The organism is Klebsiella sp. CN_Kp073, assembly GCF_040065495.2.
Taxonomy (GTDB): domain Bacteria; phylum Pseudomonadota; class Gammaproteobacteria; order Enterobacterales; family Enterobacteriaceae; genus Klebsiella; species Klebsiella aerogenes.
The window spans coordinates 4,551,626-4,563,228 of sequence record NZ_CM198051.1 but is presented as its reverse complement, the minus strand read 5'-3'; the positions used below and the strand labels follow the sequence as shown (position 1 = coordinate 4,563,228).

The following is an 11,603-nucleotide window of genomic DNA, read 5'->3' as shown; positions in this document are numbered from 1 at the left end:
ACCCGCTCCTTAGTGGCCTTTTTGCGTCGCTAAGCCCGGCGCGGCGGCGGCGGCATCGCGCTGGCTCATCGGAATGCGGGTGAGCACCAGCGCGCCGACGATTAGCAGCCCGGCGACAAACCACAGCCCGGAGCTAAAGCTGCCGGTGGTATCGCGCAATATGCCGATCAACAGCGGGCTGACGGCAGAGCCGACGTTGCCGATGGCGTTGATCACCGCCAGTGCCACCGCGCGCGACTGCAGGCTGATCACCCGATCCGGGGTGGTCCAGAAAATGGCCATCGCGGTAAAGGATCCCACCGAGGCCATAACAATACCGATCAGTTGGATCAGGCTGTGGTGGGTTGCCGAAGCCAGCAGCCAACCCGCCGCGGCGAACAGGTAGGGCAGGATGGTATGCATCTTGCGCTCTTTGCGGCGGTCGGAGCGGCGACTCCACCAGATCATGCCGAAAATGGTGCAGAACTGCGGGATCGCCGCCAGCAGGCCAATCATGATGTTGCTGCTGCCGGTGTTAAAGCTCTGCAGGATCTGCGGCGTCCAGATATTAATGGCGCTGAGGGTATTGGTCAGGCAGAAGTAGGCGAGGGTATACATCAGCACCGCCGGCGTCAGTACTTCGCGCAGCGTGGAGCGCGGCGAGGCCGGGACGATCGCCGCATGTTCCCGTTCGCGATCGATCATCGCCTTCAGCGCCTGTTTCTCTTCGTTGTCCAGCCAGTTGGCTTTATCCGGCGTGTCGTTGAGGAAGAACCAGGTGACGACGCCGAGTACCACCGACGGCAGGCCTTCCAGCAGAAACAGCCACTGCCAGCCTTTCAGGTTCCACAGGCCGTCGAGCGCCAGAATATAGCCGGAAAGTATCGAGCCGAGCATCATGGTCACCGGCATGGCGATCATAAACAGGGCGTTGGCGCGGGCGCGATGGTAGGCCGGAAACCACCAGGTCAGATAGACGAGGATCCCCGGCAGAAAGCCGGCCTCGGCGATGCCGACCAGCATCCGCAGGATGTATAGCGTATGTGGATTGGTGGCGAACATGGTACAGGTCGAGGCGATCCCCCAGACCACCATGATCCCGGCGATCCAGCGGCGCGCGCCGACCTTCGCCAGCATAATATTGCTGGGGATCCCGCACAGCACGTAGGTGACGTAGAACAGCGTCGCCGCCAGGCCGAACATGGTGGAGGTCAGGCCGAGATCTTTGCCCATCGTCAGGCCGGCGAAGCCGATATTAATTCGGTCCAAAAATGAGAAAACAAAGAGAACAAACAGGAAGGTAATCAGGCGGCGGAACAGCTTTTTGATCACCCGGTTTTCTACTTCAACGGCTTTATTATCATTGTGTTGCAGGGTAGAGGTAGTCATGTTGCGCTCCACATTATCCGTTCAATAGACGGATTTATTGTTATCGGTTGTGGTGGTTGCGGTGTGGGTAAAACGGGCCGCCAGCGCTTCTGCGCCGCGGGCCAGCAGGGTGGTATCGACGCCGACGGCGACGAACAGCGCGCCCAGTTCAAGATAGCGTTTCGCCAGCTGTTCATTGGCCATCAGGATCCCCGGCGCCTTACCGGCCTGACGGATTTGCTGGATGGCATCTTCAATGGCGGCCTGCACTTCCGGGTGTTGTGGGTTGCCGCCGTGGCCCATATCAGCGCTCAGATCCGCCGGACCGATAAACACGCCGTCCACCCCGTCGACATCGAGGATCTGCGGCAGATTCTTCAGCGCTTCGCGGGTCTCAATCTGCACCAGTACGCACATAGCGTCATTGGCCCGGTGGATATAATCCGGGACGCGATTCCAGCGCGAGGCGCGGGCCAGCGCGCTGCCTACGCCGCGGATGCCGGCAGGCGGGTAGCGAGTGGATCTGACCGCCAGCCGCGCTTCTTCGGCATTCTGCACCATCGGCACCAGCAGGGTTTGCGCGCCGACGTCCAGTAGCTGTTTAATTTGTACCGGATCGTTCCACGACGGACGCACCACCGGCTGGCTGGGGTAGGGCGCAATGGCCTGAAGCTGGGTCAGCACCGTTTGTACATTGTTGGGCGCGTGTTCGCCGTCGATCAGCAGCCAGTCGAAGCCCGCGCCGGCCAGCAGTTCGGCGCTGTAGCTGCTGCACAGCCCAAGCCACAGGCCGATTTGCGGACGCCCGGCCTTGAGCGCCTCTTTAAATGCGTTGTTCATGTTGCTCTCCTCAAACAAAGCGGCAGCTGATGGCGCCCATGTTGCCGTAGTCGACGTGGAAGGTATCGCCCTTGCGCGCCGGGACCGGGCGGGTGAACGAGCCGCCGAGGATAATCTGCCCGGCTTCGAGCTGGACATCGTACGGCGCCAGCTTGTTGGCCAGCCAGGCCACGCCGTTGGCCGGATGATTAAGCACGCCCGCGGCGACGCCGGTCTCTTCAATCACGCCGTTGCGATACAGCAGGGCGGAGATCCAGCGCAGGTCGAGCTCATCCGGTTTAATCGGCCGGCCGCCGAGGATCACCCCGGCGTTGGCGGCGTTATCGGAGATGGTGTCGAACACTTTGCGCGGACGCTGGGTTTCCGGGTCGATGTTGTGGCAACGCGCGTCGATAAGCTCAAGCGCCGGGATAACGTAGTCGGTGGCGTTGTAGACATCAAACAGCGTGCAGTTCGGGCCGCGCAGCGGTTTGGCCAGCACGAAAGCCAGCTCGACTTCGATACGCGGCACGATAAAGCGGTCGGTAGGAATATCGCTGCCGTCGTGGAAGAACATATCATCGAGCAGCGCGCCGTAGTCCGGCTCGCTGATCTGCGAACTGGCCTGCATCGCTTTAGAGGTCAGGCCGATCTTATGGCCTTTGAGCACGCGGCCTTCGGCGATCTTCATTTCGACCCACTCGCGCTGGACGGCGTAGGCGTCCTCAATGGTGATCGACGGATAATCCAGCGAGATCGCGCGGATCTGTTCACGCTGTTTTTCGGCCTGGTTCAGCCGCTGGGCAATCAGGGTTCGGGTCTGTTTATCGAGCATAGTGATTCCTGTGGCATTGTATTGCCGGATGGCGCTTCGCTTATCCGGCCTACAAATTCATGGCCGTTGTAGGCCCGGTAAGCGCAGCGCCACCGGGCAATTTGCACATTATTTAAATAACGCGTGCACATTGTTCTGTTTGTAGTTCAGCGTCGGGTCGAGCTCTTCCATGGCGAACGACAGCGCCAGATAACGGCTCTCCATCAGCGCGGCAAAGTGGGCCTTGATCAGCGCGAACAGCATTTCGCCCACCTCCTGACGGCTCTCCAGGCTACGGCCGGCGCCGATCTTCAGAGTCATATGCACGAAGGCGTAATCATGCTTGCCGTCGGCCATCTGCCAGGTATCCAGCCAGTGGGCGCGGCTGCGAATACCGCCAATCGGAAAGATACCGGTGGCGGCCAGCGCCTCGTTGACTTTGGCGAACAGCCCCGGTAAATCGGCCTGTTCGCGGATATTGTCGCTACACTCGGCGATAAAATGCGGCATGGGGCCTCCTTACGCCTGCGCCGGCAGCGGGAACACGGCGTTAACCTGGCCGGTACCGGAGCTGGCGAATAGCTCGGTGATAAACTCCACCTTGCCGTCGTATTTATCCCAACCCAGCAGGCCGAGCAGCATCACCGTGTCGTGCATGTTGCCTTCGCCGTAGCAGTAGTCGGCGTACTCCGGCAGCATGGTGCAGAACTCTTTGAATTTGCCTTCGCGCCACAGCTTCACCACGCGCTCATCCATCTGATGGTCAAACTCGCGGGTATAGCTGTTCATGCCCTCTTCGGCGCGCTGGTCGTCGATAAAGCGATGCGACAGCGAACCGCTGGCCAGCACCGCCACGGTGCCGTCATATTTGTCGATGGCCTTGAGGATGGCCTCGCCCAGCTTGCGGCTGTCGGCAAAATCGTGAACGGTACAGAAGGCGGAAATGGACACCACTTTGAAATGCTTATCGCTATTCATGTAGCGCATCGGCACCAGGGTGCCGTATTCCAGCTTCAGGCTCGGAATATTGTGCGCTTTGGCGCGTACGCCAAGCTTGACGGCCTCGTCGGCAATCAGGTGACCCAGCTCCGGGTTGCCGTCGTAGTCGTAGGTCATGTCGCGAATAAAATGCGGCAGTTCGTTACTGGTGTAGACGCCCTGGAAATGGTCGGCACAGTTGATGTGGTAGGCGCTGTTGACCAGCCAGTGGGTGTCGAACACGATAATGGTATCGACGCCCATTTCACGGCAGCGCTTGCCAATTTCTTTATGCCCGTCGATCGCGCCCTGACGGCAGCCGTGGTTTTTCCCCGGTAGCTCAGACAGATACATCGACGGCACGTGAGTGATTTTTGCTGCTAACGCTAACTTACCCATATCAGACTCCCCATTTCGGGATCGGATGGTCGCCCATCGAGATGCAGACGTTTTTCATTTCGGCGAACACTTCAAAGCTGTACTCGCCGCCTTCGCGGCCGGTGCCGGAGGCCTTCACGCCGCCGAACGGCTGACGCAGGTCGCGCACGTTCTGGGTGTTGACGAACACCATCCCGGCTTCAATACCGCGCGCCAGACGCAGCACTTTGCTGACGTCCTGGGTCCAGATGTACGACGCCAGGCCGTATTCCACATCGTTGGCCAGGCGCAGCCCTTCCGCTTCATCTTTGAACGGCAGCAGGCAGGCAACCGGGCCAAAAATCTCTTCCTGGGCGACGCGCATGCGGTTGTCGACATCCGCCAGTACCGTCGGGCGCAGGAAGTTGCCGGCTTTCAGATGCGCCGGCAGGTCGGACGGCTTATCCGCGCCGCCGGCCAGCAGGGTGGCCCCCTCTTCGATACCGAGGCGAATGTAGCCGGACACTTTCTCCCAGTGCTGCTTGCTAATCAGCGCGCCGACCTGGGTATTCGGATCGGTCGGATCGCCTACGCGCAGGCGGTTGGCGCGCTCGGCGAAGCGCTTGACGAACTCCGGATAAATACTCTGCTGAATGAAAATGCGTGAACCGGCGGTGCAGCGTTCGCCGTTGATCGAGAAAATGGTGAACAGCGCGGCGTCGAGCGCGCGCTCAATATCGGCGTCTTCAAAAATCAGCACCGGCGATTTTCCGCCAAGCTCCATGGAGTACTTTTTCAGGCCGGCGTTTTTCATAATGTTGCGGCCGGTGGCGGTGCCGCCGGTGAAGGAGACGGCGCGCACATCATGATGGCGTACCAGCGCGTCGCCAGCGGTGGCGCCATAGCCCTGCACCACGTTGAGCACGCCAGCCGGGATCCCGGCTTCCAGCGCCAGCTCGCCCAGACGATCGGCGGTCAGCGGCGACAGCTCGGACATTTTCAGCACCGCGGTATTGCCCAGCGCCAGGCACGGCGCCACCTTCCAGGTGGCGGTCATAAACGGCACGTTCCACGGCGACACCAGCGCGCAGACGCCAACCGGCTGCACGAGGGTGTAGTTAAGCATCTTGTCGTCGACCGGATAGGTCTTGCCGTTCATCTGCTGGCATACTTCGGCGAAAAATTCGAAGTTATGCGACGCCCGCGGGATCAGCACGTTTTTGGTCTGGTGGATAGGCAGGCCGGTATCGGCGGTTTCCATCGCCGCGATCTCCGGGACGTTCTGATCGATCAGATCGCCCAGGCGGCGCATAAGGCGCGCGCGCTCTTTCATCGGCAGGTTAGCCCACTTCGGGAAGGCCTCTTTCGCCGCCGCTACCGCCTGGTTGATTTCGGCTTCGCCGCCGGAGGCGACTTCAGCCAGTACCTCGCCGGTGGCCGGGTTGGTGGTATGAAAATAGTCTGCGCCGGCAACGTTTTTACCGTTGATCCAATGGTTAATCTTTTTCATGACAGTGTCTCCTCATACGCTTGCTGGCTGATGATATGGTTGACCAGGCGGCCCACGCCCTCGACTTCAACGATCACCTCATCGCCCGGCACCACATCGGATAGCCCTTTCGGCGTGCCGGTGGCGATCATGTCGCCCGGTTGCAGGGTCATAAATTCGCTTAAATAAGCGATGAGGAACGGGATGCTGAAGATCAGATCGGCGGTGGTGCCCTGCTGGCGCAGTTCGCCGTTGACCCAGGTGCGTAGGGCCAGATTATGCGGATCCGGGATCGCCTCTTTGGCGACGATCCACGGGCCGATCGGCGTCAGGGTGTCGCGGCTTTTCACCCGCAGGTTCGGGCGGTAGTAGTTTTCCAGATAGTCGCGGATCGCGTAGTCGTTGCACACGGTATAGCCAGCGACATAGTCCATGGCCTCGGCTTCGCTGACGCGGCGCGCGGTTTTCCCGATCACCACCACCAGTTCGGCTTCGTAGTGCATGTATTCGACGTTATCCGGGCGTACCGACTGCTGCTGGTGGCCAATAAAAGTGTTCGGCGCTTTGATGAACACCAAAGGTTCGGTTGGCGGTTTAAACTCCAGCTCGCTGGCGTGGTCGGCGTAGTTGAGCCCCAGCGCGAACAGCGTGCCGTCGGCGGGCGGCAGCCAGCGGAATTCGCCTTCTTTCAATACCGTGCCATCGGGCAGGCGCACCTGGTCGCGTTCATCGACCAGCACGTCGCGTACCTGTCCCTGCCATTCAATACGTGCCTGTTTCATGCCAGCTCTCCTTCTGCGACAACCGGGTTTTCGAGCGCCGGGAAACCGTCGGCGAGAATACGTACGCGGTCGCCGGGGCGCAGCGTGACGCGGGAGTGGGGCGTGCCGATAAGGATCGCGTCGCCGGGATTGAGGGTGGCGAACTCGCTTAAGGCGCTCAGCAGCTGCGCGGCGTTACGCTGCAGATCGCCGGTATGCCAGCTATCCGCCTCGCGGCCGTTGATTTCGGTGATGATGGTCAGGTTATCGACGTTGCGCACCGCCGACAGCGCGCCGATGGGGCAGAAGCCATCACGGCATTTGGCCTTGATCGCCGGGCGATAAAAACTCTCTTCCGGCAGGCTAACGTCGTTAGCCAGCGCGTAGCCGGCGATATAGTTCGCCGCCTCTTCCGCCGCCACTTTACGCGCGGTTTTGCCGACAATCAGCGCCACCGTCGCGCCGCTTTGTACGGTCTCGCCCTGCGGATGGGGAATGGCTTCGCCATCGCCAATCACGGTATTACGGGGTTTGATGAACCAGACCGCGGTTTTCGGCGGCGTCTTGTAGGGGGCCTGTTGAAACGCTTCGCGCCAGGCGTCGAGCTGGCTGCGATGATTGAGCGCAACGGCGAAGATGGTACCTTTCATTCACCACTCCTCTGGTACTGATTTCGGATTCGAAGGGATTTCATTAATATGTTAATGATCATCTTTTATTCTTTGCGCGAAGGTTTGGCAAATAGAAGTGAATGTTTTGTGATCGGATTAACACAATATTTACATGTTTTTTATTTATATCTTATATATCAATTATATATATTTATTTTTGATAGCGACTGGTACTTTTCAGGTGCAGAAACCGGTTGTACATGGCAGGATTAGGGCTAATTATTAAAGTGTTAATAAGTTTTGGTTAGCGTTGTTGAGGGGATACCATGCATGATTCATTAACCATTGCGCTGCTGCAGGCGCGAGAAGCGGCGATGGGCCATTTCCGGCCGATCGTTAAACGCCACAACCTGACCGAACAGCAGTGGCGTATTGTGCGTATCCTTGCGGAAAACCCATCGATGGATTTTCACGACCTGGCCTGGCGCGCCTGCATTTTGCGCCCCAGCCTGACCGGGATTTTGACGCGCATGGAACGCGACGGTTTAGTGCTGCGCTTAAAACCGGTCAACGATCAGCGCAAGCTCTACCTGTCGTTAACGCCCGCCGGGCTGGCGCTGTATGAGAGCGCCCAGGCACAGGTGGAAGAGGCCTACCGGCAGATAGAAGCACAGTTTACGGCGGAAAAGATGCGCCAGCTGACCACGCTGTTGGAGGAGTTTATTGCGCTTGGCGTCCCTGCCGCGCGCGGTGATGAAGAAGAGTAGCGGTTACGGCTCGGCGCTCGGCCGGGCGAGGGCAGTAAGCGTTTCCGCGCGGGCGGGGGCCAGCGGTTCTCTCGGCTGCGGCAGCGGCCAGCCGTACAACCAGCGGGCGCTGGCGGCGCAGGTGCGCCCCTGACAGGCGCCCATTCCGCAGCGCTGGGTGAGTTTGGCCTGCGGCCAGCCCCCGGCGGCGTCAACATCGCCGCAGCGCACATCTTCGCAGCGGCACAGCAGGCTCTCCGGCGTTGCGGCGTTTTTCAAGGACTCCCTCAGCCGGAAGGTACGGTTGATTGCTTCGGCGAAACGCTGCCAGCGGGCGCGGCGGGCAAATAACGCCTGCGCTTGATGGCTGGCCCCGGCGGCGGCAAAACCGGCGATTTCGCCCTCCGCCAGCGCCAGTTCGCTACCGCCGAAACCGGTGCACTCGCCGGCGGCGTAGATATCCTCGATGCTGGTCTGCTGCCAGCGGTTAACCTGTATCGCCTCCTGCGCCGTGGCGCAGCCGAACAGCAGCGCCGTCTCGATATTGGGTATCAGCCCGTAGCCGATAGCCAGCCGATCGCAGGCGATAGTCCGCTCGACGCCGCGCTGGCGAAGCGTAACGGCTTCCAGCCGCGTTGTACCGTGAGCGCGGATCGCCTGCGCGCCGCTAAGATAGCCTTTCGGGGCCAGCGTCGCTAACTGGCGCAGCTTCTGCGGCCAGCGCCATAGACCGCTGGCGAAGCGCAGCAGCGTCGGGAGCGGCGCTTGCTCAATGATATTCGTCACTTCGCCTCCGGCCTTGTTCACCGTATCCGCCACCGCCAGCAGTAGCGGACCGCTGCCGGCAATCACCACCTTTTCACCTTTCAGCGACAGCCCATGTTTGATTTGCGCCTGTAGGCCGCCCGCGCCAGTCACGCCGGGTAAGGTCCAGCCGGGAAAGGGCAGCGACAGCTCGCGCGCGCCGCAGCAGAGGATCAGTTTCTGCCAGTAAACCACGCCGCCGCCGTCGGCGGTTTCAAACAGCACGCTGTGCGAGGAGGGGCGGGCAATCAGCCGCGCGCCGTTCACTACCCGGATGGCGGCAGACGCGGCGATGGCGTCGCGGTAGCGCCGGGCCAGGGCGGGCAGCGTCGCCTGCGGACCCGCGCGCCAGATTTGTCCGCCAGGGGCAGGGTTATCGTCGAGGATGATGACCTGTTTATCGCAGGCGGCGGCGGAGAGCGCGGCCGCCATGCCGGCGGGGCCGGCGCCGAGGATTAAAATGTCACAGCGCAGCGTGTTCATCGCGGCTCCTTTCTATTTGCATACCGGCCCGGCACAGGGTCTGGCAGGCCAGCACCCGTAGGCCATCGACGGCGATCCGGCACTCCTGGCAGACGCCCATGCCGCAAAACGGCGCGCGGAGCTCGCCGTTAACCGCCTGGCGGGTGGTGGGGTCGCCGGTCAACGCCAGCGCCGCCGCCACGCTGATCCCTTCCGGCACCGTCAGAGGCTGGCCATCGACGGTGATGTTGAGAGTGGCCTTCATGCAATCGCCTCCTGTTGACACAAACGAGCCGGGAGCCAGACGTCGGGCGCCAATGGGCAGCGTTCATCGAGGATCTGCGCCGCCAGCAGTTCGGCCGTGGCCGGAGCGGTGGTGACGCCCAGCCCTTCATGGCCCAGCGCTAACCATACGCCACGGCGAGCGGGGTGCGGGCCGATCAGCGGGTTGCCATCCTGCGAGGCGGCGCGCAGACCGCTCCAGCAGCGGATAATATTCAACGTCGCCAGCGCCGGCACGAAGTGGCGGGCGCGATCGAGCATCTGCGCCAGCAGGGGCAGATCCAACTCGCGCTCGCGGTTATCAAACTGACGCGAAGAGCCAATCAGCAGCTGGCCGGTCGGTCGCGGCTGAAGATTAAACGCCACCGAGGTGCCGCCGCCGTGGGCGCTGGCGCCGTAACCCAGCTCAACCAGCTGGTGATGCACCCGCGGCCCGTAGCGATCGGTAATCGCCAGTTGGCCTTTTTTCGGTCTCAGCCAGTTTTCCGCTAACAGCACATTGGCTTCAAGGCCGCAGGCCACCACGATCGCCCGTGCCTGTAGCCGTTGGCCGCTGGCGAGCAGCACCTGTGGCTCTTCAATCGTCTGTACGCTGTCGCGCAGGCAGGTAAGATGGTCTCCGGCATCGGTAATCAACCAGCGGGCGACGTTCGGCGCGTAGACGATGCCATCGCCCGGCACCCACAGCCCGCCGGCCAGCCCGCCGCGCAGCAGCGGCTCGCGCCCGGCGATCTGCTGCGGAGTCTGGAGTTCGCTGTGCACCTGATGGCCGGCTATCCGCCGCTGTTTTTCGTCGGCGACGGCCATCTCTTCTTCGCTTTCCGCCAGCCACAGCGTGCCGCAGCCGCGCCAGGCGCAATTGTCGGGCATCCGCGGCGTGATAGCGCGCCAGCGTTCCAGCGACCACGCCGACAAGGCAAGCTCGGCGGGGTCATCATCCATGCACACCAGATGGCCCATACCGGCCGCCGTGGCGCCGGGCTGCCCGTTATCGATAAGCGTCACGCTTTGCCCCCGCTTCGTCAACTGCCACGCGCAGGCGGCGCCGATGATCCCGGCGCCGATCACGATGACATCGCTCTGCTTCACGGCGCGATCCCCCAGCAGAAGGGATCGTCAGGGTTGAGGATCAATTGGTTATCGCCGCAGACCCAGGCTTCGCCGCGGATCGTTGGGATGATGCCTTCAGCGGTGCGCTGGTAGCTGGCGGTAAACTGGCTGCTGATGATGCTGGCCTGACGCCATATTTCCCCTGGCTGCAGCTTGCCATCCTGCGCCAGACAGGCCAGCTTGGCGCTGGTGCCGGTACCGCACGGCGAGCGATCCCAGGCCTTTCCCGGGCAGAGTACGAAGCTGCGGCTGTCGGCGGTATCGTCATCGGCGAAGAGTTCGATATGGTCGATAACGCCGCCGTCGTCGCCACGGATCCCCGCTGCTTCCAGCCCCTCGCGCACTGCCCAGGCGTAGTCGGTGAGCTGTGGAATTTGTTCGGGGGTAATGGCGAACGGGTGGTCGTTAATCAGGAAAAACCAGTTGCCGCCCCAGGCAATATCGCCGATGACGGGACCCAGCGCGGTTTCAACGCGGATCTGTTTTTTCCAGCGACGGGCCGGGACGTTTTGCACCGATACGCTGCCATCGTCGTGCAACGTCGCGCTTACGTCGCCGACCGGCGTTTCAATCAGGTGTACGCCGGGCTTGATACGCCCAAGCCAGGCCAGCGAGGCGATAAGCCCGATAGTGCCGTGGCCGCACATATTCAGAAAACCGGCGTTGTTGAAGAAAATCACCCCAGCGGTAGCCGCCGCCGAGACCGGTTTGCACAGCAGCGCGCCGACCAGTACGTCATTGCCGCGCGGTTCGAGAATGGCCGCCTGACGCCAATGGTCGAAGTCGCGGGCGAAGCGGTCGCGGCGCTCCGCCATGCTGCCGTCGCCGAGGTCGGGGAAGCCGTCAACGATCAGGCGGGTCGGTTCGCCGCCGGTATGTGAATCGATAGCTCTCAGCGTAATAGGGGGGCGTGGCGCGGTCATCAGACTCTCCGGAAGTTAACAACATGTTTCATCATGCTGGCGCAACCTTTCCCGGCCTGCTTGAGCGCTTTCGTCAGAGAAAATGACGAAATCTGCATAG

Annotated in this window: 13 protein-coding genes; 1 reads left to right on the top strand and 12 read right to left on the bottom strand. The window is 61.6% G+C overall.

The annotated features are described in order from the left end of the window. Window positions 1-9: 9 nt before the first annotated feature. The 8 genes from hpaX to ABLV66_RS21950 all read right to left on the bottom strand — a co-directional run bounded on the left by hpaX (window position 10) and on the right by ABLV66_RS21950 (window position 7,215). Complete coding sequence (hpaX, locus tag ABLV66_RS21985; RefSeq protein ID WP_348877016.1) at window positions 10-1,368, bottom strand: 4-hydroxyphenylacetate permease; 1,359 nt, start codon at window positions 1,366-1,368, stop codon at window positions 10-12. Between the two features lie 21 nt (window positions 1,369-1,389). Next, window positions 1,390-2,187, bottom strand: a complete 798-nt coding sequence (gene hpaI, locus ABLV66_RS21980; protein ID WP_047037808.1) for a 4-hydroxy-2-oxoheptanedioate aldolase — start codon at window positions 2,185-2,187, stop codon at window positions 1,390-1,392. A gap of 10 nt (window positions 2,188-2,197) precedes the next feature. Next, window positions 2,198-3,001 (bottom strand): 2-oxo-hept-4-ene-1,7-dioate hydratase, encoded by an 804-nt coding sequence (gene hpaH / locus ABLV66_RS21975; RefSeq protein WP_002887487.1) that lies wholly within the window; start codon window positions 2,999-3,001, stop codon window positions 2,198-2,200. A gap of 108 nt (window positions 3,002-3,109) precedes the next feature. Next, window positions 3,110-3,490, bottom strand: coding sequence for a 5-carboxymethyl-2-hydroxymuconate Delta-isomerase (locus ABLV66_RS21970; protein WP_015368431.1), 381 nt, complete (start codon window positions 3,488-3,490; stop codon window positions 3,110-3,112). 9 nt (window positions 3,491-3,499) lie between these two features. Then, on the bottom strand, window positions 3,500-4,357 hold the full coding sequence (gene hpaD, locus ABLV66_RS21965; protein ID WP_009485358.1) for a 3,4-dihydroxyphenylacetate 2,3-dioxygenase: 858 nt from the start codon (window positions 4,355-4,357) through the stop codon (window positions 3,500-3,502). A 1-nt stretch (window position 4,358) separates the two neighbouring features. Next, a complete protein-coding gene (gene hpaE, locus ABLV66_RS21960; RefSeq protein ID WP_008807572.1) occupies window positions 4,359-5,825 on the bottom strand; it encodes a 5-carboxymethyl-2-hydroxymuconate semialdehyde dehydrogenase in 1,467 nt (488 codons plus the stop codon). Further along, on the bottom strand, window positions 5,822-6,586 hold the full coding sequence (locus ABLV66_RS21955; protein WP_009485356.1) for a fumarylacetoacetate hydrolase family protein: 765 nt from the start codon (window positions 6,584-6,586) through the stop codon (window positions 5,822-5,824). The genes hpaE and ABLV66_RS21955 overlap by 4 nt, the downstream gene beginning before the upstream one ends. Continuing rightward, the gene (locus tag ABLV66_RS21950) at window positions 6,583-7,215 is read right to left on the bottom strand and encodes a fumarylacetoacetate hydrolase family protein (RefSeq protein WP_025713114.1); all 633 of its coding nucleotides are present in this window, start codon (window positions 7,213-7,215) and stop codon (window positions 6,583-6,585) included. The genes ABLV66_RS21955 and ABLV66_RS21950 overlap by 4 nt, the downstream gene beginning before the upstream one ends. A 287-nt stretch (window positions 7,216-7,502) precedes the next feature. Here ABLV66_RS21950 and hpaR point away from each other — a divergent pair, with 287 nt between their 5' ends. Further along, complete coding sequence (hpaR, locus tag ABLV66_RS21945; protein ID WP_045395485.1) at window positions 7,503-7,943, top strand: homoprotocatechuate degradation operon regulator HpaR; 441 nt, start codon at window positions 7,503-7,505, stop codon at window positions 7,941-7,943. Window positions 7,944-7,946: 3 nt separating this feature from the next. Here the strand turns inward: hpaR and ABLV66_RS21940 are convergent, their stop codons facing one another. Genes ABLV66_RS21940 through ABLV66_RS21925 form a run of 4 tightly spaced genes read right to left on the bottom strand, consistent with a single transcriptional unit; the run spans window position 7,947 to window position 11,503 of the window. Beyond that, entirely contained in the window at window positions 7,947-9,209 is a 1,263-nt protein-coding gene (locus ABLV66_RS21940; RefSeq protein WP_315712513.1) for an FAD-dependent oxidoreductase, read from the bottom strand. Then, window positions 9,190-9,453, bottom strand: coding sequence for a (2Fe-2S)-binding protein (locus tag ABLV66_RS21935; protein WP_045395487.1), 264 nt, complete (start codon window positions 9,451-9,453; stop codon window positions 9,190-9,192). The genes ABLV66_RS21940 and ABLV66_RS21935 overlap by 20 nt, the downstream gene beginning before the upstream one ends. Further along, window positions 9,450-10,559, bottom strand: a complete 1,110-nt coding sequence (locus ABLV66_RS21930) for an NAD(P)/FAD-dependent oxidoreductase (protein ID WP_315712516.1) — start codon at window positions 10,557-10,559, stop codon at window positions 9,450-9,452. Before ABLV66_RS21930 ends, ABLV66_RS21935 begins: the two co-directional genes overlap by 4 nt. Next, window positions 10,556-11,503, bottom strand: a complete 948-nt coding sequence (locus tag ABLV66_RS21925; protein ID WP_315712518.1) for a 4-hydroxyproline epimerase — start codon at window positions 11,501-11,503, stop codon at window positions 10,556-10,558. Before ABLV66_RS21925 ends, ABLV66_RS21930 begins: the two co-directional genes overlap by 4 nt. Window positions 11,504-11,603 lie beyond the last annotated feature (100 nt).

Bases quoted from the DNA above. Each gene is read 5' to 3' on its own strand.
- hpaI (WP_047037808.1), bottom strand. From the start codon at position 2,187: ATGAACAACGCATTTAAAGAGGCGCTCAAGGCCGGGCGTCCGCAAATC.
- hpaE (WP_008807572.1), bottom strand. From the start codon at position 5,825: ATGAAAAAGATTAACCATTGGATCAACGGTAAAAACGTTGCCGGCGCA.
- hpaR (WP_045395485.1), top strand. From the start codon at position 7,503: ATGCATGATTCATTAACCATTGCGCTGCTGCAGGCGCGAGAAGCGGCG.
- ABLV66_RS21925 (WP_315712518.1), bottom strand. From the start codon at position 11,503: ATGACCGCGCCACGCCCCCCTATTACGCTGAGAGCTATCGATTCACAT.
- ABLV66_RS21970 (WP_015368431.1), bottom strand. From the start codon at position 3,490: ATGCCGCATTTTATCGCCGAGTGTAGCGACAATATCCGCGAACAGGCC.
- hpaH (WP_002887487.1), bottom strand. From the start codon at position 3,001: ATGCTCGATAAACAGACCCGAACCCTGATTGCCCAGCGGCTGAACCAG.
- ABLV66_RS21955 (WP_009485356.1), bottom strand. From the start codon at position 6,586: ATGAAACAGGCACGTATTGAATGGCAGGGACAGGTACGCGACGTGCTG.
- ABLV66_RS21935 (WP_045395487.1), bottom strand. From the start codon at position 9,453: ATGAAGGCCACTCTCAACATCACCGTCGATGGCCAGCCTCTGACGGTG.
- hpaX (WP_348877016.1), bottom strand. From the start codon at position 1,368: ATGACTACCTCTACCCTGCAACACAATGATAATAAAGCCGTTGAAGTA.
- ABLV66_RS21950 (WP_025713114.1), bottom strand. From the start codon at position 7,215: ATGAAAGGTACCATCTTCGCCGTTGCGCTCAATCATCGCAGCCAGCTC.
- ABLV66_RS21940 (WP_315712513.1), bottom strand. From the start codon at position 9,209: ATGAACACGCTGCGCTGTGACATTTTAATCCTCGGCGCCGGCCCCGCC.
- hpaD (WP_009485358.1), bottom strand. From the start codon at position 4,357: ATGGGTAAGTTAGCGTTAGCAGCAAAAATCACTCACGTGCCGTCGATG.